Genomic DNA, 23,175 nt, shown 5'->3' with positions numbered 1-23,175 from the left:
AGGCGCCGACCAAAAACCCCCACCGCGTACGCGGTGGGGGTTTTGGCGACATCGATCATAAATTGGAGCAGGAAATCGCCAGAGCTCAGTTAACTAATGGACCGCTGCCCGGGCCATGATGTCAAGTTGAGCGGCCCAGCGCTCCAGCAGCGGAGCACCGCCTGACGTCGGTGAAGCGACATAGGAATGAACCACAGCAGGCGTAACGGTCGTTCCAACGTAACGTGATACCTCTGACACCGCGTGACGGCCCTTGTGCGCGTAGTAGTTCCGCACGGCCCGCAACTCAGGAAGCGGCGATGGCGTCATGCCGAGTCCCACAACGAGATCCTGAAGGTTCGCAACACCGAGCCTGCGCGCATAATCAATCGCCTCCACTGGGTCGAACCATGTGGGATTCCAACTCCGACTCTTTCGTAGCGCACCGGTATATGTCGCACGCAATGTGTTATATGCGACATAGTCCGTCTTCCGGCCAGGCCGAGGCGGGATTACAGTACCGCCAGCCGTTACAACGCCGCCACGCCACGAAGCGTAGATCAGATCGCGACAGAAATTGCTCCACTGATCCTGCAATTGGAGCACAACACCTTCGCGACCGAAGGCATGGATATCGTCACAACCGCTGGTTCCAGCCGGTGAGTTAAAAGAATCCGCGAGCCACTGCAATTTGCGGCTTAGTCTCCAGTACCTCGCGCCCAGATTTTCCTGCTTCACCAGTCGAAAGGCTTTCCCTGGATGGCTTTTACGTAGACAGGAAACCTTGCTTTGCGACTTGCGATACGTTGTGTGGTGCTCTTCGATGCATTCCAGAATGTCGCCTCGGCTCTGGATGGCTCTTCTGGCAGCTCATCAGCGGCGATGAGCGCTGCGAGCTCCTCAAGGCGCACGGCGACGGTTGCGGGGTCACCCACCTCTCCCCGCTCGGGCAGTTCGTCCAGTTCCCCAATCGGAATGCCGTGAAGCACGTGCTCGGCTGCAGCGAACAGCATCAAGAAGTGTGGCGCGCTGGACAGCGACGTCTCTCTTAGCAGTTCTGCAAAGTTCCGCAAAATGTAAGTTAGCGTCGCATCGACATTGCCCTCGGCAACGCCTCTCTCGTAGGCCTTGTCTTGACGGCGATACAGCGCATCGATCTTGGGCTGGCCACCATCCCGAACACCTTCTAGGACTATGCCGAACATTTCGGCCATTAACGAATCAGAGAGGAGGCGGACAGCGTCTCGGCGTCCAACAACTCGATAATCCTCCCAAAGCGTCGCCCACTGTCGAGACATCTCATGGACGGCCCATTTGAACTCCCCTTGGAACTCTGCATGTCGGAGTTCCGGAGGATTGACAGGCACAGTGTATGAGTTGAGCCGCGAGAACACCTCAAGAACGTCAGCATCAGAGGCATTTATCAATTGGTCGACCGAGATTGAGTAGCCGAGAAACCTCTCTTGCTCCTCGGGCGTTAGATCGGAGTACCTTTTTCCCTTGTACTCATTCGCGCGAGGCCCCAGCGCGAATCCATCGTTGCCGAAGTCCAGAATCGCGCGCAGTCTTTGCTGTCCATCCACCACCTCCCGATAGGAACGCTTAGTCTCCAGGTCAACTCGGGTGCGAAGATAGATTTTCGGGATTGGCAAGTGCCGCAAGATAGAGTCGATCAAGAATGTACGAGCCGCGAGCGGCCAAACATTGCCGCGTTGGAAGTCAGGGTTGAGTTCCAGCTGACGCTTCGAATGCCACTCCATAAAGTCGGCAACGCTATATTGCTGGAGATCGGACGTCACTCCCACACTTGACTCCTTGGATCGCATTTGGTAGTTCGAGTGAGGATACATCAGCCTGTAGTCAACTCGTCGGCATACGAGGGCGATTTTCTGCCCGCCCAGCCGAAGCCGTCAGCCCACAGATCAGCCAGGCGATGCTGGCCAAGGATGGCGACGCGGTAGGTTGCGCAGCCCCCAGCGAGGAGGGCAGGTGCTGCACTAGTTGCAGCACTACCGGGTGGAACTGCGGGGTACCCCGTCGGACGAACTGGGACGACTTTGCGCCACTTCGATGACCCTTGATGCACGTTGATTTGCCTTCACACCGAAGAGGTCACTGGTTCGATCCCAGTATCGCCCACCGTGCAGAAAGTCCCCTTGACCAGCGAGTACGCCAGTCAAGGGGACTTTCTTGTCTCTCTGGACGTACCGCTGCCGATACTCCAGGGGACCAGCTGGGAGACCAGACCCTGTTTCGGACCTGGTCAACGCCGCCAGTTCCATCTCAGACGGCAGGGACGCGCCTCTGGCCGCGACCTCGCCCCGCTGGCAGGGTCGAGCCCATGAGTTCTCGATTTCAGACGCGACCGGCCCGGTTCGACGACCTGGTGGCCGTCCTGGAAGTCCTCAGGCAGAACCAGGCAGAGCCGCCACCGGACACCCCACCGTCGGCAACACCCCAGGCCGGCCATCAGAGCGGCAGATCGAGATGTGGGAACGCATCCAGAAGTCGCCCGACGTCACGGTGTACCTGACAGAGGAAGGCTCGGATGCCGCAGGCACTGCGTGTCTGTCCGTCTTGCCGAACATCACCTACGACTGCAGGCCGACCGCCTTCATCGAGGCCGTCGTCGTGAAGTACGCCCACCGGCGGCGGGGTGTTGCACGGGCCACCATCGAACACCTGCTGCGCGACGCCCGAGCCGCCGGCTGCTACAAGGTGCAACTTCTGACCCACAAGCGTCACGCGAGCGACGGCGCGCACGACCTGTACTCCAACCTCGGATTTGTACCGGAGGCCGAAGGTTTCAGGCTCTATCTGGCGTGACCATCTCATGTGATCGCCGTCCAGAAGCGCGGTCTACCGACTCGTGTTCACCAGGCCGGATCGAGCCGCATCGCCCGGGGATACGGTCGTCCGACTCCTGTCCGCACGCCGAACACCCGGTTTCCCTGGTCACGGGGCCCACCGGGGCAGCACGATGTGCGGCATGACTGATGCCACCGAGAACGTTCGCCACTCCCCGACCGCGGCCAACCGCTCCGCCGGCCCGGTCACCCTGGGGCTGGCCGGACTGATCATCGGGACGATCCTCCTCACCGTCGGCGCCGGCGTGGGCACCCTGGCCGTGATCATCGGGCTCGCCGCCCTCCTGATCGGCCTCGCCGCCCTGCTCGACGGCGTGCACAAGCTCGTCGAGAACATCGACAACGCCACCCAGGCGATCCTGGACCGGCGCCCCTGACCGCCTCTCGCGGGTGAAAGTTCTGCCCGACTCGTGACATTGGCAGGGTTCCTCACTAATATCCGATTCGCTGACAGTCCAGTAGGTACAACGGCGTGCTACCCGGATACACGAGGAGATCTCCCCATGTCACGAACCCCGTCACGTGCACGAAGGTCCAGACTCCACCCGCTCCGCAACGTGCTCGCCGTGTTCGGCGCGCTCGCTGTCACGGCGGCCACGCTCGTCGTCGCGCAGCCCACGCCGGCGGCGGCCGTCCCTGCCACCATCCCCCTGACCATCACCAACGACTCCGGGCGCGGCGACCAGGTGTTCGTCTACGTCCTGGGCGACCCCGGCACCGGCCAGCTCGGCTGGGCCGACGCCGCGGGCACGTTCCACGCCTGGCCCACCGTGGGCGGCACCCCCGTGGACGCGCCCGACGCGTCGATCGCCGGCCCGGCCGACGGGCAGTCGAAGACCATCCAGCTCCCCAAGATGTCGGGCCGGGTCTACTTCTCGTACGGCAGCAAGCTCAGCTTCAAGGTCGTCAACGACGGCCGCCTCGTCCAGCCCGCCGTCCAGAACCCCAGCGACCCGAACCGCAACAAGCTGTTCAGCTGGACCGAGTTCACGCTCAACGACTCGGGCCTGTGGATCAACAGCACCCAGGTCGACTTCCTCTCGGCGCCGTACCAGACGGGCCTGCGGAAGGCCGACGGCTCGGTGATCAGCACGGGCATGCTCAAGCCCGACGGCTACCAGAACGTCGTCAACGCCCTGGCCGCCACGCCCGGCTGGACCAACCTGGCCCAGCGCGCCCCGGACGGGTCGCTGCTGCGCATCCTCGCGCCCGGGCACGCGATCGGGACCGGGCAGCTCGACGCGAACATCCTCTCGTCGTACGTGGACCAGGTGTGGGCCAAGTACACGAACGAGAACCTCACCGTCGCGCCCTACTCCTACGACCCCGCAGCCGTCTTCACCGGCCGGGTGCAGAACGGCGTCATGCGCTTCACCAACACCTCGGGCGCGTACGTGACCGAGTTCCGCAAGCCGTCGAGCGACTCGGTCTTCGGCTGCTACAACGACCTGGCCGCACCCAACAACGACATCGGCGCGATCGCCCGCACCCTGTGCGCGGGCTTCCACCGCTCCACCCTGCTGACCCGCACCACCCAGCCGGGCACCAGCACCTCGGGCTTCTACGAGGCCTCCGTGACCGACTACTACTCCAAGTTCATCCACCAGCAGATGGCGAACGGCAAGGCGTACGGCTTCGCGTTCGACGACGTCCTGGCGCAGGAGTCGCTGGTGCACGACGGCAACCCGTCCGCGGCCTACATCCAGCTCGACCCGTTCTCGGGCACCGCCACGCCGATCGCGGGGTCCGGCGGCGGGGGCGACGGCGGCAGCGGGCCGCTCCCGTCCGGCACGGGCGCGGTGCACGCGTCCAACGGCATGTGCGTGGACGTCCCCTGGGCCGACTCGTTCAACGGCAACCCGCTGCAGATCGTGAACTGCACCGGCAACACCGCCCAGACCTGGACCCGGTCGGGCTCGACCCTCAGCGCCCTCGGCCGGTGCATCGACGTGGCGTCGGGGAGCTCGGCGGACGGCGCCGTCGTGCAGCTCTGGGAGTGCAACGGCACGGGTGCGCAGAGCTGGACCTACCAGTCCGGCAACCAGTCGCTGGTGAACCCGCAGTCGGGCAAGTGCCTGACGGCGGTCGGGGGCACGCCCCTGCACGACGGCCAGCGCCTGGAGATCCGCACCTGCTCCGGCGCCGCCGAGCAGCGCTGGACCTTCTGAGCCGCCGCCGTCCGGCACCGCGGTGAACGACCCCCGACCGGCATCTCGCCGGTCGGGGGTCGTCGCACGACGCCGCTCAGCGGCGCACCGCGTACCGCAGGTGCAGGGCGCGGCGGCCCTGGACCACCTCCGGGTCCTCCAGGAGCAGGTGTCGGCCCAGGTCGGCGAAGTACGGGATGCCCGCGCCGAGCAGCACCGGGGCGAGGCTGACACACACGTCGTCCACCAGGCCGAGCGCGAGCGCCTGCTGGGCCACGTTCGCGCTCGCGATCGTCACGTCCTTGTCGCCGGCGATCTCGCGGGCGCGGGTGACGGCCTCGGTGACGTCGCCGGCGAACGTGGTCCGCGGCCACCGGTCCGCGTCCTGCGGTACGTGGTGCGTGACGACGACGACGGGGGCGCCCACGGGGTGGCTGTCGCCCCAGCCGTCGGTGATGTCGAACAGGCGCCGGCCGGCCACGAGGGCGCCCGTGCCCACGGTCAGGTCGCGCAGCATCACCGCGCTGGCCTCGTCGACCCGGAGCGAGACGCCCTCGTTGGCGCTGGGCACGGTGACCTCGCCCGCCGCGTACCAGTCGAAGATGTCGTCGATGCGGTCGTCCGGGTCGGCGATGAAGCCGTCCAGGGACATCGTCATGTGGGTGATCACCTTGCTCATCGCGGACTCCTTCCGGTTTCCATGACCGTACGACTGCGGTAAGCCGCATTACTCATCGGCGTCCGGCTCCCTAGGCTGGAGCGATGGATCACTGGGACATGGCCGACGGGGTCGTGGAGCTGCCCGACGGGCGGCGGGTACGCGGCACGGGGCTGCGCCGTCCGCGCGGCGAGGTGCCACTGCCCGACTTCGCGGTCTACCTGCGCGGTCGGGACCCCCGGGTGCCCGGCCGGGAGTACCGCTGGGTGCGCTGGCGGGACTTCGGGCTGCCTGACTCGACCGAGCAGGCGCTGGCCGCCCTGCGGGAGGCCCATTCGCGTGCGGAGTCCGAGCGGGTCGAGATCGCCTGCGGGGGCGGGGTCGGCCGGACGGGCACGGCCATGGCGGTCCTCGCGATCATGAGCGGCGTCACGCCCGTCGACGCCGTGGCGTGGGTCCGCGAGAACTATCACCGGCGCGCGGTGGAGACCAGGCGGCAGAGACGCTGGGTCGAGAACCTCGCAGCTTCCCTCGCTCACTGACTTCCGCCTGACACCTCCGTGGCACCCGGCGACGTCAGGAAGGCGAGCGCGTCGGGAGCGAAGCGCCTGTCGTTGAACGTGCTGCTGTGGCTTCGGCCCGCGTAGACGACGAGCGAGGCGTGCGGAATGCCCTCGACCGTCTGCGTGGCCAGCCCCATCGGGTAGACCAGGTCCTTGTCGCCCTGGATCAGCAGCGTGGGCGCCGTGATGTCGTGCAACCGCCCACGCAGGTCGAAGCCGTCCTCGGCACGGAGCACGGTGACGGCGTCGGTGTGGTCCGTGTGACCGCCGTCCGACAGCCAGAGCAGGCCGCGCAGCAACCGTCTGCCGACGGCCGACTCGGTGACGACCTCCGCGAGCGCGGGGCTCGGCCGCCTGCCCTGGCTCACGCGTTCGATGTAGGCGCGCTGCGCCCGTCTGCCGACAGGGCCGAGGGCGCAGGCCGTGCCGCCCAGCACGAGGCGGCCGACCACGTCGGGATGGTCGGCCGCGAGCTGGAGGGCGATGGATCCGCCCGTGGAGATGGCCAGCACGTGCACCGGGCCGCCGAAGGTGGACGTGATCGCTGCCGCGTAGAGGGCAGCGAGATCGGCCATCGTGGTTGTCGGCGGCAGCCCGGGTGGGCGGTTGACGACGTACACCGTGAAGTGCTCGGTGAACGGCCTCAGCATCCGCATCGTGGACCAGTGCGCCAGCCCCGTCGGGTTGGCCGCCTGCGGGGTGTAGAGGACGACCACCAGGGGTGGTCCTTCACCGGCCGAGAAGTACGGCAGGCCGTTCAGCACGAGGAGACCCCTTCCGTGCGGACATCGAGCAGGTCACGCGGTCCAGCAGCAAGATACAACCGCACCGGCACCGGGCCCGTCGCCCCCTGGGATCACGGCGCCCGGCGCCGCGGGCACTACGCCGCCGCGAGCAGCTCCAGCGTGTCGATCACGCGGTTCGAGAAGCCCCACTCGTTGTCGTACCAGGCGACGACCTTGATGTGCTTGCCCTCGACACGGACCAGGGCGGCGTCGAAGATCGCGGAGGCCGGCTGGCCGGTGATGTCGCTGGAGACCAGCGGCTCGTCGGAGTAGTCGATGATGCCCTTGAGGGCGCCGTCGGCCGCGGCGCGGTAGGCCGCCAGCACGTCCTCGCGGGTGACCTCGCGCTCGACCGTGGTGTTCAGCTCCACCAGGGAGCCCACGGGCACGGGCACGCGGATCGAGTCGCCCGACAGCTTGCCGTTCAGGTTGGGCAGCACCAGGCCGATCGCCTTGGCGGCGCCCGTCGTGGTCGGCGCGATGTTGACGGCGGCCGCGCGGGCGCGGCGCAGGTCGCGGTGCGGGCCGTCCTGGAGGTTCTGCTCCTGGGTGTAGGCGTGCACGGTGGTCATGAAGCCGTGCTCGATGCCGGCCAGGTCGTCCAGCACGGCGGCCAGCGGGGCCAGCGCGTTCGTGGTGCACGACGCGTTCGAGACGATCACGTGCTGCGCCGGGTCGTAGGCGTCGGTGTTCACGCCGTAGGCGAGCGTCACGTCGGCCCCGGCCGACGGTGCGCTGACCAGCACCTTCCTGGCCCCGGCGTCGATGTGCGCGCGGGCGGCGTCGGCGGACGTGAAGCGGCCGGTCGACTCCAGCACGATGTCGACGTCGAGCTCGGCCCACGGGAGCTTGGCGGGCTCGCGCTCCGCGAGCACCTTGATCCGGTGGCCGTCGACGACGAGCTCGTCGCCGTCCACCTCCACCGAGCGGCCCAGGCGGCCGAGCGCGCTGTCGTACTTGAGCAGGTGCGCCAGGGAGTCCGGGGCGGTGAGGTCGTTGATCGCGACCACCTCGAGCGCGCTGTCGCGCTCGAGCAGGGCACGGAGGGAGTTGCGGCCGATGCGACCGAAGCCGTTGATGGCGATGCGGGTCATGGGGTTCCTTTCGTCGGGTCCCATGCTCCGCGCGTGCGGCGCCGTCCGAAAGAGGCTGGAAAGCCACTGCACGCAAGGATTCCGCCAGACACTTCGCCATCGATCGCAAGGATCTCGCCAGCCCTCTGGGCGGGCGCCGGATCGGGCCTCGGCTAGTCCCCGACGGCGCCCTCGAAGCCGCCCTCGGCCCCCGCCGAGAACGTGCTCCGGTACTCCGTCGGCGACGTCCCGAGGATGCGATGGAAGTGCAGGCGCAGGTTGGCCGCGGTGCCGAGCCCGACCCGGTGGGCGACCTGCTCGACGCTCAGGTCGCTCCGCTCCAGCAGCTCGCGGGCCAGGTCCACGCGCGCCCGGAGCACCCACTGCATCGGCGTGTAGCCGGTGTCCTGCACGAACCGCCGCGAGAAGGTGCGCGCCGAGACCCGCGCGTTACGGGCGAGCGCCTCCAGGGTGAGCTGCTCGGCGAGGTGCTCCAGGGCCCACTCGCGCGTGTCGGCGAACAGGTCGCCGAGCGGCTCGGGCACGCTGCGCGGCACGTACTGCGCCTGTCCCCCGCTGCGGTACGGGGCGGCGACCAGCCGGCGGGCCACGTGGTTGGACAGGCCCACGCCGTGGTCGCGCCGCACCAGGTGCAGGCACAGGTCGATGCCGGACGCCGCACCCGCCGAGGTCAGCACGCCGCCCTCGTCCACGAACAGCACGTTCTCGTCCACCTGCACGAGCGGGTACCGCTCGCGCAGCGCCCTGGTGTAGTGCCAGTGCGTCGTGGCGCGCCTGCCGTCGAGCAGGCCGGTAGCGGCCAGCGCGAACGCCCCGGTCGAGATGGCCGCGAGCCGCGTCCCGCGCGCGTGGGCCGCCTTCAGCGCGTCGACGACGACGGCGGGCGGGTCGGCGGCGGCCGGCGTCCGGTACCCGGGGACGAACACCGTGTCGGCGCGCTCGAGCGCGTCCAGCCCTTCGGCCACGTGGTAGGAGAGGCCGTCGCCGCCGGTCACGAGTCCGGGCGCGGCGCCACAGACGCGCACCTCGTACGGCATGCTCGGCCGGTTGGAGAACACCTGCGCCGGGATGCCGACGTCGAGCGGCTTGGCGCCCTCCAGCACGAGGACGGCGACCTGGTGGTTCTTCCGGCGAGCGGCGTTCACGCCAGGAATCCTATGCACCGCGCCGCCGCGAGGTCCGTGCCAGCATGGGCCGGTGCCGTCAGACCTCGTGATCAGAACCGCCACCCTCGCCGACGCCCCCGCCCTGTCCGCGCTGCGGTGGCGCTGGGCCCAGCCGGGCCGCACGCCGGGCGAGGACGAGGCCAGGGAGTTCGCCGCCGCACTGGGGCGGTGGATGGTGGCGCAGGGCGAGCGGTCGGTGTGCCAGGTCGCGGACCTGGACGGCGACCTGGTCGGCATGGCGTGGCTGGCGGTGTTCGAGCGCGTGCCCAACCCGGGCGACGTGGTCCGCAGGTCCGGTGACGTGCAGAGCGTCTTCGTGGTCCCCGAGCACCAGGGGCGCGGCATCGGCCGGCGGCTGGTCGGGTCGCTCTGCGCCGCGGCCGACGACCTGGGCGTCCGCAAGCTCACGGTGGACTCCCGCGACTCCGTGATGCCCTTCTACGAGCGCCTGGGGTTCTCGGCGCGGAACACGCTGATGCAACGTTGACTCACGCGGGATCGGTCACTACGGTGACGGCGGTCGCCCGTCGACGCGGGTCGACCATCGCAGTCCGAGATCAGAGTCGATCGAAGAGGAGCCCACCATGGTCGTGCGACGTTTGTTCACGGTGCTCGCGCTCGCCGCGCTCGCACTGTCCACCGCCGTCGCCCCGGCGACGGCGACCGGGGCGGAGCCGCCACCGGGAGGGGCGGTGAACGGGACCCGGCTGATGGAGGGCACCTCCCTCTACCCGCGCGCCATCCGGCTGGAGCACTCGGGCCGGGCGAACGGCACGATCGTGGTCAGCACGGTCACGTTCGACGGCGACACGGGTCACGGCGCGATCTTCACCAGCACGGACGACGGCCGCAGCTTCGACCGGGTCGGCACGGTCTCCGACCCGGGGGCGGCGCGGGGGCTGTGCTGCTCGACGCTGTTCGAGCTGCCGCGCAAGGTGGGCGACCTGCCGAAGGGCACCCTGCTGTGGTCGGCGTCGGTGGGCCAGCAGGAGGACGAGGCCACGCGCCGGATGACGCTGCCGGTGTGGGCCAGCACGGACCAGGGCAGCACGTGGGAGCACGTCTCGACGGCGGCCACGGCGGCGGGCGGCAAGGGCCTGTGGGAGCCGGAGTTCGCCGTCTCCCCCGACGGCGAGCTGGTGCTGTACGTCTCCGACGAGAACCAGCAGCCCACGCACAGCCAGACGATCGTGCAGGCCACGTCGCCCGACGGCGTGACGTGGTCGCCCCTGGCGAACGTCATCGCGCTGGCGGACCCCGGGCTGCGCCCGGGGATGCCGGTGGTTCGGCAGCTGCCGGACGGCGACTACCTGATGAGCTACGAGGTGTGCGGGCCGGTGCAGGACTGCCGGCACTACACGCGCCGCTCGGCCGACGGGATCGCCTGGCAGCCCGTCACCGAGATCGGCACCCCGGTCGCCACGGCGGACGGCACCCACTTCCGGCACACCCCGAACATCTCCTGGTACGACGACGGCACGCGCGACGGGCGGCTCCTCGGCGTCGGGCAGATGCTCTACGGGGCCGACGGCGCGGTGCTGCCCGGCAGCGGTTCCACGATCATGACCAACGAGGGCGTCCCGGAGGGCTCCTGGACCACGGCCGAGGCGCCCGTCGCCATCCTCGCCCCGTGGAACAACTACTGCCCCAACTACAGCCCCACGCTGCTGGCCCTGCCGGAGCGCGGCGAGCTGCTGGAGCTGTCCACGGGGTACGAGTCGGAGGGCGGCGCCTGCACCACGTACTTCGCGGTCGCGGGCCTGCCGGGCTGAGCCGCACGCATGGTGGCCGCCGTGAGCCCTACCGGCTCACGGCGGCCACCATCAGCACCACGGGCGCGACCACCAGCAGGTACATCAGCCCGAAGAACAGCGTGTGCACGATGACGAAGCCCGCGAGCGTCCGCCAGTGCGCCCCCACGCGGAAGTGCGCGGCGAGCTTGCGCACGAACGAGGACGGGTGCAGCAGGTCCCAGGTGTTGAACCGCACGTAGCGACCCAGGTAGATGCCGACGCTGACCAGCACGAGGGTGAGCGCCACCAGAACCCAGGAGTCGGGCTGCCGGTAGGGGTCGTCGTCGTTGGGCCGCACGATCAGCACGTACGCGAACTGCACCAGCAGCACGTTCATCAGCATGTTCAGCACCCCGGACAGCGCCAGGGACAGCACCATCACGATGTCGTACCACAGCGGCGCCGGGTCGTCCGTGGGCCGGCGGTGGGAGAAGTTCAGCTCCGTGACCAGGTACGCCGAGTTGGGCAGCAGCAGCACCCAGACCACGAGCACCACCGCGATGACGGTGAGCATGAGCGCCTGGTTCGGCACGAACGTGATGATCCCCAGCACCAGCAGCAGCCCGATCCCGAGCACCACGGCGGGCGCGACCGACAGCCCGATGTTGAGCACCATCGGCCAGTACACCGGCAGCCGGAACACCGGCGCGCGCAGCAGCACCAGGGCCAGGGCGAAGACGTTCAGCAGGACGATGCCGGCGGGCAGCAGCAGGATCGCGTTCATCACCGCACATCATCGCCGCGGCCCCGCCGTCGCGCCCGGTGACGGGGCGACGGCGGGGCAGGTGTGCGTCAGCGCACCGGAGCCCCCGGCCCGAGCGGGATGCCGAGCGCCCACCACGCGAAGAACAGCAACGTCCAGGCGATCGTCATGCAGACCGCGAGCGGCAGCGTGTACGAGGCCAGGGTGCCGATGCCGGCGTCCTTGCGGTACCGCTGCAGGAACCCGAGCGCCATGATGAAGTACGGGCTCATCGGCGTGATCGCCGTGGACCCGGAGTCGGCGATGCGGAACAGCGCCTGCGTGGTCTCGGCAGGCACCTCCAGCAGCATCAGCATGGGCACGACGACGGGCGCCGCGATCGCCCACATCGCCGAGCCGCTGGTGACCAGCACGTTCACCACGGACAGCAGCGCGAGGATCGCCAGGAACACCACCCCGATCGGCACGCCGCTGGTCTCCAGCGCCTCGGCCGAGTTCACCGCGATGACGTCGCCGATGTGCGTCCAGTCGAAGTAGGCCAGGAACTGCGCGATGGCGAAGAACAGCACCAGCACGGGCGCCATCTGCTTCACGCCCTCGGCCATCAGCCGCGGCACGTCCCCGGCCTTCGTGATCTCCCCGGACCGCCACCCGTAGACGATTCCGACCAGCGCGAACAGCACGGCGACGATCACCGCGATCCCGTCCAGGAACGGCGACTCGGTCAGGCTCCCGTCCTCCCCGCGCAGCGGGGACGACGACGGCAGCACCACCGCGACGACGACCAGGATCGCGACCAGGCCGGACAGCAGGGCGGCCCGCAGCGCCTTCCGGTCCCGCGGCGAGAGCTCCAGACCCTCGACGTCGTCCAGGTCGGCGTCGGGGTCGGCCCCGAGATCGGGCCGCTTGGCCAGCACCAGGTTGGTGACCAGGGTGATCACGATGGCCAGCAGCAGCGACGAGGCGATGTTGAAGAACCAGTTGCTCACCGGCGACACGTACGCGTTCGGGTCGATGATCCGCGCCGCCTCCGTGGTGATGCCCGCGAAGATCGCGTCGTTCGGCGTCGGCACGGGGCTCGCGTCGTACCCCGACGCGATGGACGTGTAGGCCACCACCACACCGAGGATCGGCGACTTGCCCACCGCCCGGAACGCCAGCCCGCCCAGCGGCACCAGGATGATGTACGCGGCGGCGCTCGCGACGTGCGAGACGGTGCCCGCGAAGGCCACGGCGAACACGACCCAGGAGACGGGCACGCGGGAGACGGAGACCTTCATGGCCGCCGACAGGAAGCCGGTGCGCTCCGCGATGGCGACGCCCATGATGACCACGACGATGGTGCCCATCGGGCCGAACGTCGCGAAGTTGTCCACGGCCGTGGAGACGGCCATGGCCAGGCCGGCGCCGCTGAGCAGGTTCTGCACCACCACGGTCTCGCCGTCGGCGGGCGACACCACGGACACGCCGGCCGCCGCGAGGCCCGCGCTCGTCACGCCGAGGATCGCCGCCAGGATCCAGAACAGCCAGAACGGGTGCGGCAGGGCGTTGCCGAGGCGCTCGACGACGGCCAGCGCGCGCAGCACGCGGGGCAGCCGGTCCGGCTCGGTCCCGGGTGCGGCCTGCTTGGACGTGGCGGTCATGACGCCGCCCCCCGCGCCTCGGAGGTGCCGTGCCCGGTGTGCCCGGCGTGCCCGGCATGCCCGGTGAGGAACCGCACCGGCAGCCGCTCGTCACCCAGGAACTCCCACAGCACCTCGTGGGCCTCGATGCTGTGCGTCGCGTACCCGCCGCCGGAGTAGCTGTCCTCCCCCGGCCAGGTGTGGCCGCCGCCGAGCACCGCCACGTGCGTCACCTCGGCGCCCCGGTCGCAGCCCGTCCAGCGGGACGTCGTCACGTCGAACGCCGTCTGCTCGACGTCCGGACCCGTGGCGCAACCGTTGCGCGCCACCCAGCCGCCCACCCAGTCCGGGATCGCCGGCAGGCCGCGGTCCGGGTCGCCCGCGTACGGGATGGTCACGTCGTCCGTGCCGTGGAAGTCGATCACCGGCACCGGCCGCGCCGGGTCGCAGCCCGGGTGGCCCGTGCCGTAGAAGGCCGCGGCCACCGGCGCGACCGCCGCGATCCGGTCCGACAGCTCGCACGCCAGGATCCCCGTGAAGCCCGCCCCGTTGGACTTGCCGGTCGCGTACACGCGCCGCGGGTCCACGCACAGGTCCCGCTCCAGGGTGTCCAGCAGGTCGTTCGTGTAGGCCACGTCGTCGACGCCGGCGGCCGCGTACGGCGCGCCTTCCCAGGCCTGCCGGTCACCGTCCCCGGTGCCGACCGCGCCGTTGCCGTACGCGACGATCGCGGGCAGCGCGTCCAGCCCGGAGAACACCTCCGTGCCCGCGCCCGTGTTGCCGCGGCCGTGGAACACCAGCACCACGGGCCACACCCGGTCGCTGCGGTAGCCGTCCGGCAGGTGGAGCTGCACGGTGCGCTCGCGGCCGTCGCTGGTCAGGGTGCGCAGCACGCTGCTGCCCGGCTCCTGGCCGGGGTCGGCGCCGCAGCCCACGGACCGCAGCGGGTGGCGCGCGGCCCGGTCCGCGCCGGCCGAGTGCGACGCGGCGGCGTCGGACGGAGCAGGTGCGGCGGACGCCGTGGCGGCGCCGACCGGTCCGGCCAGGGTCGCCGCGGCGAGCGCCACGGCGGCGAGGAGCGCCACGCGCCGGGCCGGCCGCCGTCGGCCGTCCGGTGCGGAGCGAGGTGATGCTGTCGTCGTTGACATGCGAGTCCTTTCTGGGCGCCGGCCCGCGTCTGTGGGCACGGCGGAGCGGACACCTGGCGGGCCAGGTGCGTGCGGTGGGTGTGATGTTCGGGAGGCCGGAGCTAGGGGGCCGGCCACTCCTCCAGGAACGTGGTGATGCGAGCCACGATCGCCGTGACGATCGCGGCGCCGTCCTCGGCGGTGGCCCGGCGCGGGTCGCCGAGCACGCCGTTGGGGCTGAGCCGGTCGTACGGCAGGGTCAGGGCGGGCTGCGCGTGGCGGCGCGCCGTACGGGAGACGTCGTCGAGCTGGTCCGGGGTGGTGGTGCCCGGCTCGAGCCGGTCGGTGTGCACCAGGTGCGGTGCGAGGTGCAGCATCTGCGCGGTCTCGGCCTCGCCGGAGTGGCCGTGCACGGCGCTCGGCTCCATCGCGGCCACGGCGTCGCCGGCGAGCGACGTCAGGGGCGACCAGGCGAGCTGGATCCCCGGGTGGGACACGAGCAGGTCCTGCGCCACCGTCGTCAGGGTCGCGTTGTTGCCCCCGTGCCCGGTGACCACCAGGAACCGCGTCCAGCCGTGCCGGTGCAGGCTGGTCACGTACTCCCGCACCACGGCCGCGAACGTCGTGGTCGTCAGCGTCACCGTGCCCGCGAACGCCATGTGGTGCGGCGAGACGCCCACGGGGATCGACGGCCCCACCACCACCCGCCCGGCCAGGTTCGCGGCGACCTGCGCCACCACGCCCTCGGCCCGCACCAGGTCGGTCCCGAGCGCCATGCCCGGGCCGTGCTGCTCCAGCGCCCCGGCCGGGATCAGCACCACGGTGCCACGCGCGACGGCGTCCGCCGCCTCGACGGTGGTCATCTCCGCGAGGCGGTACGGCGCGGTCACGGTGCCGCCTCCCCGAAGTCCGCCGCCTCCAGCGACTCCCGGATCGTGGTCAGGTGCGCCCGGGTCAGCCGCTCGGCAGCCGCCCCGTCCCCGTCCCGGACCGCGCCCAGGATCTCCAGGTGCTCCGCATGGTCCCGCTGCCGGTCGTCGTACCGGAACCGGATCTCCGTCTGCTCCGACGCCCGCACGTGCAGCAGCGCCTCCACCGTCTCGCGCAGCAGCCCGTTGCCCGACGCCGCCGCCAGCTCCACGTGGAAGTTCAGCGCCGGCCGGAACCCGTGCACCGGCGGCTGTAGCGCCGTCGCCGCCGCGGCCTCCAGCCGCTGCAGGGCGGCGGCGTCGCGGGCGCTCGCGGCGAGCGCCGCGATGCCGGGCTCGATGACGAGGCGGGCCTGGACCAGCTCGATCACCGAGGAGCGCGTGATGTGCGGCCGGTGCGGGTTGGCCAGCACCGACCGCTCGATGCCCGGGCCGATGTACGTGCCGGAGCCGTGCCGCAGCTCGACCACGCCGGTGGCCTCGAGCCGCCGCAGGGCCTCCCGGACGGTGGGGGTGGTGACGGCGAACCGCTTGGCCAGGTCGCGGGAGGACTCCAGCACGTCGCCGGGTCCGAGGCTCTCGGAGCGGATGAGCTCGACGATGTCGTCCGCCAGCCGCTCCGAGAACGAGGCTCTACCTTGAGTCATGGGAAGTGACTAAATCACTTGATCACCTCCGGGTCAAGGTCGACCACAGCAGTTCCTGCCACAGACGGCCGGGTCCTGGCCGGAACTGCTGTGGTCGACCGCTCGCTAGAGGCGGGCCGCCTGCTCCGCGTAGTCCGGGAGGGTGATCTGGTCGACCGCCTTGTCGATGCCGCCCATCATGACCTTGGCGAGCGGGGTCTTCAGCAGCACCCCCATCACCGCGGTGCGCGCCTTGATCTCGAACCGGGAGGGCGGCAGGAACCCGCGCGCGCCGCCCGGGAGCTGCTCCATGTTGACCTCGGCGTACGGCCGCACCGTCGCCTCGTACGCAGGGAACGCGACGGCGGGGTCGCCGCCGGCCCGCGCGAGCTCGCCCGCGAGCACGTACGCGCCCACGAGCGCCAGCGAGGTGCCCATGCCGACGGACCCGGCGGTGCAGGCGTCGCCCAGGAGCGCGACGCGGCCGCGGTGCCACGACGGCATCTCGATCTTCACGTGCCGGTCGAAGTAGAAGTCGTCGGCGCGCTCCATCGCCTCCAGCAGGCGCGGCACCTCCCAGCCCTCCCCCGCCAGCACGCCGGCGACCAGGCGCTTCTGCCCGGCGATGTCGCGCCGGTCGTAGGTGACCGGGTCACCGGCGAAGTGGACCATCCCGCGCGCGCCGCCGTGCGCCGGGTAGAGCAGCACGTTGCGCCCGCCCACGCCGTTGCCGGCCGGCATCGAGTACAGCAGCTCCCAGCCGTCGAGGCCCCAGCTGTCGGCGGCACCGGCCGGCTCGGCCGTGAAGACGGCGCGGTGGTAGCCGGAGTCGACGGCCCGCCAGGCGCCGTCGAAGGCCAGGCGGCGCGTGGTGGAGAAGACGCCGTCCGCGCCGACCACGAGGTCGAACCGGCGCGGGGCGGAGCGCTCGAAGGTGACGTCCACGCCGTCGGCGCGCTGGTCGAGCGCCGTGACGCTGTCGTCGAAGAGGTACTCGACCCCGTCGGCGGCATCCATGATGATCCGCATGAGGTCGCCGCGCAGGATCTCGATGTCGGCGATGACGCCGCCCGAGTGGCCGAACATCTCGGCCGGCAGCTCGACGGTGCGGCGCCCGGCGGCGTCGAGGTAGGCGATACCGCGCACGCCCGTGTGGGCGGCCCGGACCTGCTCGGTGAGGCCCATCCGGTCCAGCACGGTCCGCGCGGCGCCGCGCACGTCGATGCCCTGGCCGCCCGGCCGGGGCCCGGCCGACCGCTCGACCACCGTGACGTCGAAGCCGTAGCGGCGGAGCCAGAAGGCGAGGGCCGGCCCGGCGACGCTGGCACCGGAGACGAGTACGTGGGTCATGGCTGCTCCCTGAGTCGAAGGTTCCTCGCCGAGGTTCTTTCGGTGAGGCGCTTCGTACACCGTACGAAGCGTCCTATGCTGGGTAAAGGGCGGGGTAGTACACCAGGTAGTGCACCCCGCCAACGCCCAGGCCACGGGGCCGCGGCGCGCGAGGCAGGCCCGCGACCGCACTAGTACAGGGAGCCGAAGATGACCACACCGTCCGAGCGCATCGCCGACGAGATCCGGGGCCGCATCCGGTCGGGCGAGCTCGCCCCGGGGGCGCCGGTCCCGTCCACCCGCCGCATCGTCGCCGAGCACGGCGTGGCCATGGCCACCGCGAGCCGGGTGCTGGACGCGCTGCGCCGCGACGGGCTCGTCGAGGTACGGCGCGGCGTGGGCACCGTGGTGGCCGCGGGCGCGGCCGGCGCCGGCACGGCCCGCCCCGGGGCGGCGGCGTCCGCCGCGAGCGCCCCCACCGTGGACGACGTCGTGCGCCTGGCCATGGCGACGGCCGACGCCGAGGGGCTGGGCGGGCTGTCGATGCGGCGGATCGCGACCGACCTGGGCATCCCCACGATGTCGCTCTACCGCTACGTCCGGGGCCGCGAGGAGCTGCTGGCCCGGATGCTCGACACCGTGTACGCCACCTCGCCGCTCCCGGACCCGCTGCCGGACGGCTGGCGGGCCCGCGCCGAGGTCTGTGCCCGCACCATGTGGGCCGCGTTCCAGCGCCACCCGTGGGCCGCGCACGTCATGTCGATGACGCGACCGCAGGTGCTGCCGCACGGCATCGCGCACACCGAGGCCCTGCTGTCCGCGTTCGGCGAGCTGCCCGGCCGCCGGCTGGACCTCGACACGCGGATGCACCTGACCGTGTCGGTCTTCCAGCTCGTGCGCGGGCTGGGGGTGGGCATCGAGCCGGCGGCGCAGGCCCGCAAGGACGACGGGCTGACCGACGAGGAGTGGATGGACCGCACCCTGCCCGACCTCCAGGCCGCCGTCGACCCGCGCCGCCACCCGCACCTGGTGGCGGCGACGTCGGCCGAGGTGGACCTGACCCTCGACACGCTCTTCGAGTTCGGCCTGGCCCGCCTCCTGGACGGGTACGCGGTGTTCCTCGGGGACCCGGCCTGAGCGCCTGTCGCGCGCGTCGCGCGGGTCGTAGGGTGGGCGCGTGACCCCGGTGGAGCTCCCGACGGCGCGGCGGACGATGTCGCCGCGCGAGCAGGACAACCGCCGGCTGCTGCGCGCCCGGGACGCCATCGACCGCGACTACGCCCAGCCGCTCGACGTGCCGACGCTCGCCCGCATCGCACACGTCTCGCCGTCCCACTTCAGCCGCACCTTCCGGGCCACATTCGGGGAGACGCCGCACCGGTACCTGCAGCGACGCCGGATCGAGCGCGCGATGGCGCTGCTCAGCGACACGGCGACACCGGTGACGGACGTGGCGCTGCTGGTGGGGTTCACCAGCCTCGGGACGTTCAGCCGCACCTTCCGCGACGTCGTGGGCGACTCGCCGACCGGGTACCGGGGCCGGACCCGGCCGGTCGCCGCGCCCGTCTGCTTCGTGAAGAGCTGGATGCGACCCGCGGGCTGAGCGGCTTCCTCGACCGAGCAGATTCGGAGAAGCGCGGCGCACCGGTGCGGTCGTAGCGTGACTGGCATGTTCAAGAACATCTCCATCACCGCCGTGACCGTGCTCGACCAGGACGAGGCCCTCGACTTCTACGTCGGCAAGCTCGGGTTCGAGGTCAGCAACGACGTCGACATGGGCTTCATGCGCTGGCTGACCATCTCGCTGCCCGCCGACCCGGACCGCCACCTGCTGCTGGAGGTGCCGGGGCCGCCGTCCCTCAGCGAGGAGGTCGCGGCCCAGGTCCGGGACCTGCTGACCAAGGGGGCGCTCGGGGTCGCGTGCATCCTGACCACCGACGACTGCCGCCGCACCTACGCCGAGCTGAGCGCGAAGGGCGTCGAGTTCACCGAGGAGCCGGTCGAGCAGCCGTACGGCATCGACTGCGCCCTGCGCGACCCGTTCGGCAACCACATCCGCGTCACGCAGCCGGCCACCGGACCGGTCGAGGTGACCGACGAGGACATCGCCCGCTGGAGCGCGGAGCAGCCGGGCTGAACCCCGGTCCAGGTCTCCCCGGGCGGGGCCGCGCCTCAGAGCCGCGGCGGCCCCGCCTCGACCCGGCGCAGCACGGCCGGCAGGGAGTACAGGTCGGGCGACTCGTACAGCCCGCGCTCGTCCCACCAGGTCGCCCCGGCCTCGGCCAGCGGTCCTACGACGTCGGCCGCCGCCTCCGGCGTCGTCAGCCCGCCGACGACGACGTTGAACGGGCCGGACGCGGCACGGTGCTCCATGACGTACTCCGTGACCTCCCGGACCTCGCCGGGCGTGGGTGGCACGCCGTGCCCGGACGCGAACAGCGGCACGACGCCGTCCCACCGCGCCGCGCGCCGGAACGGCCGGCGTGCGGGCCAGAAGCCGCCCACCCAGACCGGCGGCCGGGGCCGCTGCACCGTGGCCGGGAGGATCTCGACGTCGCGCACCTGGTAGTGCGGTCCGTCGTGGTCCACGCGCTCCCCCGACCAGTACCGCGCCAGCAGGCCGAGCCCTTCGTCGAGCTTCTGAGCGAGCACCACGGGGTCGGTCTCGTCGCCGAAGCTGCCGAACTCGTCCTCGACGGGCCCGCCCAGGCCGGCGCCGAAGACGACGCGGCCGCCGCTGACGGCGTCCAGCGTCGCGACCTGCCGGGCGAGCTGCTCGGGCCGGCGCCGGGCCACGGGCGTGACCAGGGTGCCGAGCCGGATCGTCGAGGTCGCGAGCGCCGCCGCGGTGAGCAGCATCCACGGGTCGCCGAACGGCTGGCCGCGGCGCGCCTCCTTGCGGTGCACCACGTGGTCCCAGACGAACAGGCCGTCCCAGCCCGCCTCCTCCGCGGCGCGGGCCACGGTGGCGACGGCGCGGGCGTCGGCGAGGTCGCCGAAGTTGGGGACGTTCACGGAGAAGCGCATCTCAGGCCTCACCCTCGGGGCCGGACGCGCGCAGGTCGCTCAGGTCCCGCCACATGATCCGCAGACCGACGTCGCCCAGCTCCGGATGCCGGAATGCGCCGGGCGCGATGCCGAGGGTGACGAAGCCGAGGCTCTCGTACAGGTGGACGGCGGCGGTGTTGGTGTCGACCACCGCGTTGAACTGGATCGCGGCGAACCCCTCGCGGGCCGCCCAGGCGATCATGTCCTCGACCAGGGCCCGGCCGGCGCCGGTGCCGCGCACCGCGCGGTCGACCATGATGCTCCCGGACGCGATGTGGCTGCCCGGTCCCGGCCGGTTGGGGTACATGTTCGCGGTGCCGACCACGGCGCCGTCCCGCACGGCGACGACGGCGCGCCGCGGGGCCTCCAGCCACCCGGCGCGGGCGTCGGCCTCACCCATGGTGGGCTCATAGGCGAACGTGTCGGCCGCGCGGACGACCTCGCGCACGATCGGCCAGATGGCGGGCCAGTCGGCGGCGGCGGCCTCGCGCACGCTGGTCACGGGCCGGGTCCCGGTCTCGACAGAAGGTTGCATTGCCCCACCCTGCCGCACGACGCGGCAGCTCCGCCACGACGATTCGACGTCGAGCACAGCGGTTGCTGCCAGGAGACCGGCCCGCGTGGCAGGAACTGCTGTGCTCAACCAGCAGGGGCCGACATCAGGGCCGCGGCCAGTGGCGGCCCGAGCGGTCCTCGATGACGCGGTTGTAGCGGCCGAGCAGCTCGCCGAACCGGGCGCGATCCTCCTCCGACCAGTCGTGCAGCAGGTCTGCGAGGAGCGCCCGGCTGGCCCTGCGCTCTTCGCCCAGCAGCCGGCTGCCCTCGGCGGAGAGGCGGAGCTTGCGCGCCTGGCCGCCGTCGGGGTCCTCGAAGCGCTCGGCGAGGCCCGCGCGGCGCAGCGCCGCCGTCTGCCGGTTCAGGGTCGAGACGTCGAGGCCGGTGGCGTCCGCGAGCTCGGCGAGGCTGGCGGGCCCGCCGGCGTCGAGCAGGCTGAGCAGGGTGAATGCGCTCTGGTCGAGCAGGCCGCCCTTGCGGCGCGAGCGGCCCGCGGGGAGCGCGGCCAGGTGCCGCCCGAACAGCATGCCCTCGTACTCGATCTCGTCGATCGGTGACGTCATCGTCGTCATACCTCCGGTCCCAGCACGGACTACTGCCTATGCATCATGCACAAGATATGGCATCCTGAGAGCGAACCCCAATGTGCATGATGCACAGCAATCTTCCGAGGAGACTCGTGACGACCACCGCGTCCCGCCCCGCGCCGCCGGCTGACGGCTCAACCACCACCCCCGCGATCCACCCCAACCGCATCGTCGCGATCCTCGCGATCGGCGGCATCGTGGTCGCGATGACCCAGACCCTCGTGGTCCCGATCGTCGCGTCGCTGCCCACCATCTTCGACGCCCCGGCGTCGGACACGTCCTGGATCATCACGGTCACGCTGCTGGTCGGCGCCATCTGCACCCCGGTCTCGGGGCGGCTGGGCGACCTGTACGGCAAGAAAAAGATGATCCTGATCTCGCTGGTGCCGCTGGCCCTCGGGTCCGCGGTCTCCGCCGTGGCCACGACGGTCCCGGTCATGGTCACCGGCCGCGGCCTGCAGGGCCTGGCCACCGGGTTCATCCCGCTCGGCATCAGCATGCTGCACGACCTGCTGCCCAAGGAGCGCACCGCCGGCGCCATCTCCCTGATGAGCTCGTCGCTCGGCATCGGCGGCGCCCTCGGCCTGCCTTTCGCCGCCGCCGTCGCCGAGTTCGCGAGCTGGCGCATCCTGTTCTGGCTCATCGCCGTGTGCGCCGTCGTGGTCGGCGTCGTCGTCTGGCGCGCGATCCCCGCCCCGGCCGCGCCCGCTCGGGTGCGCACGCCGTTCGACTACGTGGGCGTGCTCGGCCTGGCCGCCGGTCTCGTGGCCCTGCTGCTGGCGGTCTCCAAGGGCGCCGAGTGGGGCTGGGCGAGCCCGCTCGTGCTCGGCCTGTTCGGCGGCTCCGTCGTCGTGCTCCTGACCTGGGGCTGGTGGGAGCTGCGCACGCCCGCCGCGCTGGTCGACCTGCGCACCACCGCGCGCCCCGCCGTGCTGCTCACCAACCTGGCCTCGATCATGATCGGGTTCGCCATGTACGCCCAGTCCCTGATCCTGCCCCAGCTCATGCAGGCGCCGGCCGCGACCGGGTTCGGGCTGGGCCAGTCCATGCTGCAGATGGGCCTGTGGATGGCGCCGTCGGGCATCGCGATGACCCTCATGTCGCCCGTGGGCGCGCAGATCACCCGGGCCCGCGGGCCCAAGACGACGCTCGTCCTGGGCGCCCTGGTCATGGCGCTCGGCTACGGCCTGTCCACGCTGTTCATGGACACGCTCGTGGGCCTGTCGCTGACGGCGTTCGTCGCGGCGGGCGGCGTCGGCTTCGCCTACGGCGCGCTGCCCGCGATCATCCTGGGCTCGGTCCCCGCCTCCGAGAAGGCCGCCGCGAACGGCTTCAACGCGCTCATGCGCTCCATCGGCACCTCGGTGTCGGCCGCCGTCATCGGCGTGGTGCTGGCCCGGATGAGCACCACGTTCGGCGAGCACACCCTGCCCACCGAGGGCGGCTTCCGCGTCGCCCTGCTGCTCGGCTGCGGCATGGCCGTGGTGGCCGCGGCCATCGCGGCGACCGTCCCCGTCAAGGGGCTGCGCGAGACCACCGGCGGGCACTGACCCGCAGGTCGCGCCCCTGTCGCGCGCAGAACCACGCCGGACGGCGC

The 23,175-nt window shown here is 71.2% G+C and carries 24 protein-coding genes; 10 read left to right on the top strand and 14 right to left on the bottom strand.

Going from position 1 to position 23,175, the window contains the following annotated elements; translation table 11 throughout:
- Nucleotides 1-713: 713 nt before the first annotated feature.
- Nucleotides 714-1,784: a DUF262 domain-containing protein gene (locus ACIPN7_RS21160; RefSeq protein WP_400546814.1), complete on the bottom strand. Its 1,071-nt coding sequence runs from the start codon at nt 1,782-1,784 to the stop codon at nt 714-716.
- 385 nt (nt 1,785-2,169) lie between these two features.
- Here ACIPN7_RS21160 and ACIPN7_RS21155 point away from each other — a divergent pair, with 385 nt between their 5' ends.
- The 3 genes from ACIPN7_RS21155 to ACIPN7_RS21145 all read left to right on the top strand — a co-directional run bounded on the left by ACIPN7_RS21155 (nt 2,170) and on the right by ACIPN7_RS21145 (nt 5,014).
- A complete protein-coding gene (locus tag ACIPN7_RS21155) occupies nt 2,170-2,805 on the top strand; it encodes a GNAT family N-acetyltransferase (protein ID WP_400546811.1) in 636 nt (211 codons plus the stop codon).
- A 163-nt stretch (nt 2,806-2,968) separates the two neighbouring features.
- Nucleotides 2,969-3,223 carry a hypothetical protein gene (locus ACIPN7_RS21150; protein WP_400546808.1) on the top strand — a complete coding sequence of 85 codons (255 nt, stop codon included), beginning with the start codon at nt 2,969-2,971 and terminating at the stop codon, nt 3,221-3,223.
- Between the two features lie 126 nt (nt 3,224-3,349).
- A complete protein-coding gene (locus tag ACIPN7_RS21145) occupies nt 3,350-5,014 on the top strand; it encodes a beta-1,3-glucanase family protein (RefSeq protein ID WP_400546805.1) in 1,665 nt (554 codons plus the stop codon).
- A 76-nt stretch (nt 5,015-5,090) separates the two neighbouring features.
- Here ACIPN7_RS21145 and ACIPN7_RS21140 read toward each other — a convergent pair whose 3' ends face one another.
- Nucleotides 5,091-5,672, bottom strand: coding sequence for a dihydrofolate reductase family protein (locus tag ACIPN7_RS21140; protein WP_400546802.1), 582 nt, complete (start codon nt 5,670-5,672; stop codon nt 5,091-5,093).
- Nucleotides 5,673-5,755: 83 nt separating this feature from the next.
- On the opposite strand from ACIPN7_RS21140, the gene ACIPN7_RS21135 reads away from it, so the two are divergent.
- Nucleotides 5,756-6,193, top strand: a complete 438-nt coding sequence (locus ACIPN7_RS21135) for a protein-tyrosine phosphatase family protein (RefSeq protein WP_400546800.1) — start codon at nt 5,756-5,758, stop codon at nt 6,191-6,193.
- Here the strand turns inward: ACIPN7_RS21135 and ACIPN7_RS21130 are convergent.
- The 3 genes from ACIPN7_RS21130 to ACIPN7_RS21120 form a co-directional block, all read right to left on the bottom strand.
- Complete coding sequence (locus tag ACIPN7_RS21130) at nt 6,187-6,978, bottom strand: alpha/beta fold hydrolase (RefSeq protein ID WP_400546797.1); 792 nt, start codon at nt 6,976-6,978, stop codon at nt 6,187-6,189. The genes ACIPN7_RS21135 and ACIPN7_RS21130 overlap by 7 nt on opposite strands.
- A gap of 116 nt (nt 6,979-7,094) precedes the next feature.
- The gene (gap, locus tag ACIPN7_RS21125; protein ID WP_400546794.1) at nt 7,095-8,093 is read right to left on the bottom strand and encodes a type I glyceraldehyde-3-phosphate dehydrogenase; all 999 of its coding nucleotides are present in this window, start codon (nt 8,091-8,093) and stop codon (nt 7,095-7,097) included.
- Between the two features lie 152 nt (nt 8,094-8,245).
- A complete protein-coding gene (locus ACIPN7_RS21120; protein ID WP_400546791.1) occupies nt 8,246-9,238 on the bottom strand; it encodes a GlxA family transcriptional regulator in 993 nt (330 codons plus the stop codon).
- Nucleotides 9,239-9,290: 52 nt separating this feature from the next.
- On the opposite strand from ACIPN7_RS21120, the gene ACIPN7_RS21115 reads away from it, so the two are divergent.
- Entirely contained in the window at nt 9,291-9,746 is a 456-nt protein-coding gene (locus tag ACIPN7_RS21115; RefSeq protein ID WP_400546788.1) for a GNAT family N-acetyltransferase, read from the top strand.
- A 97-nt stretch (nt 9,747-9,843) separates the two neighbouring features.
- Nucleotides 9,844-11,031: an exo-alpha-sialidase gene (locus ACIPN7_RS21110; RefSeq protein ID WP_400546785.1), complete on the top strand. Its 1,188-nt coding sequence runs from the start codon at nt 9,844-9,846 to the stop codon at nt 11,029-11,031.
- Nucleotides 11,032-11,059: 28 nt separating this feature from the next.
- Here ACIPN7_RS21110 and ACIPN7_RS21105 read toward each other — a convergent pair whose 3' ends face one another.
- The 6 genes from ACIPN7_RS21105 to ACIPN7_RS21080 form a co-directional block, all read right to left on the bottom strand.
- Nucleotides 11,060-11,776: a DUF1361 domain-containing protein gene (locus ACIPN7_RS21105; protein WP_400546782.1), complete on the bottom strand. Its 717-nt coding sequence runs from the start codon at nt 11,774-11,776 to the stop codon at nt 11,060-11,062.
- 68 nt (nt 11,777-11,844) lie between these two features.
- Nucleotides 11,845-13,398, bottom strand: a complete 1,554-nt coding sequence (locus ACIPN7_RS21100; RefSeq protein WP_400546779.1) for an AbgT family transporter — start codon at nt 13,396-13,398, stop codon at nt 11,845-11,847.
- Nucleotides 13,395-14,525, bottom strand: a complete 1,131-nt coding sequence (locus ACIPN7_RS21095) for an alpha/beta hydrolase family esterase (protein WP_400546776.1) — start codon at nt 14,523-14,525, stop codon at nt 13,395-13,397. Before ACIPN7_RS21095 ends, ACIPN7_RS21100 begins: the two co-directional genes overlap by 4 nt.
- Before the next feature lie 101 nt (nt 14,526-14,626).
- Nucleotides 14,627-15,394: a creatininase family protein gene (locus tag ACIPN7_RS21090; protein WP_400546773.1), complete on the bottom strand. Its 768-nt coding sequence runs from the start codon at nt 15,392-15,394 to the stop codon at nt 14,627-14,629.
- Nucleotides 15,391-16,080 carry a FadR/GntR family transcriptional regulator gene (locus ACIPN7_RS21085; RefSeq protein WP_400546771.1) on the bottom strand — a complete coding sequence of 230 codons (690 nt, stop codon included), beginning with the start codon at nt 16,078-16,080 and terminating at the stop codon, nt 15,391-15,393. The genes ACIPN7_RS21090 and ACIPN7_RS21085 overlap by 4 nt, the downstream gene beginning before the upstream one ends.
- A gap of 105 nt (nt 16,081-16,185) precedes the next feature.
- Nucleotides 16,186-17,409, bottom strand: a complete 1,224-nt coding sequence (locus ACIPN7_RS21080; protein WP_400546769.1) for an FAD-dependent monooxygenase — start codon at nt 17,407-17,409, stop codon at nt 16,186-16,188.
- 189 nt (nt 17,410-17,598) lie between these two features.
- On the opposite strand from ACIPN7_RS21080, the gene ACIPN7_RS21075 reads away from it, so the two are divergent.
- From ACIPN7_RS21075 to ACIPN7_RS21065, 3 genes are all read left to right on the top strand, one after another.
- A complete protein-coding gene (locus tag ACIPN7_RS21075; RefSeq protein ID WP_400546766.1) occupies nt 17,599-18,525 on the top strand; it encodes a GntR family transcriptional regulator in 927 nt (308 codons plus the stop codon).
- 76 nt (nt 18,526-18,601) lie between these two features.
- Entirely contained in the window at nt 18,602-18,991 is a 390-nt protein-coding gene (locus tag ACIPN7_RS21070; RefSeq protein WP_400547224.1) for a helix-turn-helix domain-containing protein, read from the top strand.
- 66 nt (nt 18,992-19,057) lie between these two features.
- Nucleotides 19,058-19,525: a VOC family protein gene (locus tag ACIPN7_RS21065; protein ID WP_400546763.1), complete on the top strand. Its 468-nt coding sequence runs from the start codon at nt 19,058-19,060 to the stop codon at nt 19,523-19,525.
- 35 nt (nt 19,526-19,560) lie between these two features.
- Here the strand turns inward: ACIPN7_RS21065 and ACIPN7_RS21060 are convergent, their stop codons facing one another.
- The 3 genes from ACIPN7_RS21060 to ACIPN7_RS21050 form a co-directional block, all read right to left on the bottom strand.
- The gene (locus ACIPN7_RS21060) at nt 19,561-20,415 is read right to left on the bottom strand and encodes an LLM class flavin-dependent oxidoreductase (protein WP_400546760.1); all 855 of its coding nucleotides are present in this window, start codon (nt 20,413-20,415) and stop codon (nt 19,561-19,563) included.
- A 1-nt stretch (nt 20,416) separates the two neighbouring features.
- Nucleotides 20,417-20,971, bottom strand: a complete 555-nt coding sequence (locus tag ACIPN7_RS21055; protein ID WP_400546757.1) for a GNAT family N-acetyltransferase — start codon at nt 20,969-20,971, stop codon at nt 20,417-20,419.
- A gap of 124 nt (nt 20,972-21,095) precedes the next feature.
- Nucleotides 21,096-21,554, bottom strand: a complete 459-nt coding sequence (locus tag ACIPN7_RS21050) for a MarR family winged helix-turn-helix transcriptional regulator (RefSeq protein ID WP_400546754.1) — start codon at nt 21,552-21,554, stop codon at nt 21,096-21,098.
- 116 nt (nt 21,555-21,670) lie between these two features.
- Here ACIPN7_RS21050 and ACIPN7_RS21045 point away from each other — a divergent pair, with 116 nt between their 5' ends.
- Complete coding sequence (locus tag ACIPN7_RS21045) at nt 21,671-23,128, top strand: MFS transporter (RefSeq protein WP_400546751.1); 1,458 nt, start codon at nt 21,671-21,673, stop codon at nt 23,126-23,128.
- Nucleotides 23,129-23,175 lie beyond the last annotated feature (47 nt).

Origin of the sequence: Promicromonospora sp. NPDC090134 (assembly GCF_044746965.1) — a bacterium.
In the GTDB taxonomy this organism is placed as follows: Bacteria; Actinomycetota; Actinomycetes; order Actinomycetales; family Cellulomonadaceae; genus Promicromonospora.
The sequence above is the reverse complement of the archived record's forward strand: the minus strand, read 5'-3'. Positions and strand labels throughout refer to the sequence as shown.

Bases quoted from the DNA above. Each gene is read 5' to 3' on its own strand.
- ACIPN7_RS21150 (WP_400546808.1), top strand. From the start codon at position 2,969: ATGACTGATGCCACCGAGAACGTTCGCCACTCCCCGACCGCGGCCAAC.
- ACIPN7_RS21145 (WP_400546805.1), top strand. From the start codon at position 3,350: ATGTCACGAACCCCGTCACGTGCACGAAGGTCCAGACTCCACCCGCTC.
- ACIPN7_RS21140 (WP_400546802.1), bottom strand. From the start codon at position 5,672: ATGAGCAAGGTGATCACCCACATGACGATGTCCCTGGACGGCTTCATC.
- ACIPN7_RS21135 (WP_400546800.1), top strand. From the start codon at position 5,756: ATGGATCACTGGGACATGGCCGACGGGGTCGTGGAGCTGCCCGACGGG.
- gap (WP_400546794.1), bottom strand. From the start codon at position 8,093: ATGACCCGCATCGCCATCAACGGCTTCGGTCGCATCGGCCGCAACTCC.
- ACIPN7_RS21110 (WP_400546785.1), top strand. From the start codon at position 9,844: ATGGTCGTGCGACGTTTGTTCACGGTGCTCGCGCTCGCCGCGCTCGCA.
- ACIPN7_RS21105 (WP_400546782.1), bottom strand. From the start codon at position 11,776: ATGAACGCGATCCTGCTGCTGCCCGCCGGCATCGTCCTGCTGAACGTC.
- ACIPN7_RS21100 (WP_400546779.1), bottom strand. From the start codon at position 13,398: ATGACCGCCACGTCCAAGCAGGCCGCACCCGGGACCGAGCCGGACCGG.
- ACIPN7_RS21095 (WP_400546776.1), bottom strand. From the start codon at position 14,525: ATGTCAACGACGACAGCATCACCTCGCTCCGCACCGGACGGCCGACGG.
- ACIPN7_RS21085 (WP_400546771.1), bottom strand. From the start codon at position 16,080: ATGACTCAAGGTAGAGCCTCGTTCTCGGAGCGGCTGGCGGACGACATC.
- ACIPN7_RS21080 (WP_400546769.1), bottom strand. From the start codon at position 17,409: ATGACCCACGTACTCGTCTCCGGTGCCAGCGTCGCCGGGCCGGCCCTC.
- ACIPN7_RS21075 (WP_400546766.1), top strand. From the start codon at position 17,599: ATGACCACACCGTCCGAGCGCATCGCCGACGAGATCCGGGGCCGCATC.
- ACIPN7_RS21070 (WP_400547224.1), top strand. From the start codon at position 18,602: ATGTCGCCGCGCGAGCAGGACAACCGCCGGCTGCTGCGCGCCCGGGAC.
- ACIPN7_RS21065 (WP_400546763.1), top strand. From the start codon at position 19,058: ATGTTCAAGAACATCTCCATCACCGCCGTGACCGTGCTCGACCAGGAC.
- ACIPN7_RS21060 (WP_400546760.1), bottom strand. From the start codon at position 20,415: ATGCGCTTCTCCGTGAACGTCCCCAACTTCGGCGACCTCGCCGACGCC.
- ACIPN7_RS21055 (WP_400546757.1), bottom strand. From the start codon at position 20,971: ATGCAACCTTCTGTCGAGACCGGGACCCGGCCCGTGACCAGCGTGCGC.
- ACIPN7_RS21050 (WP_400546754.1), bottom strand. From the start codon at position 21,554: ATGACGTCACCGATCGACGAGATCGAGTACGAGGGCATGCTGTTCGGG.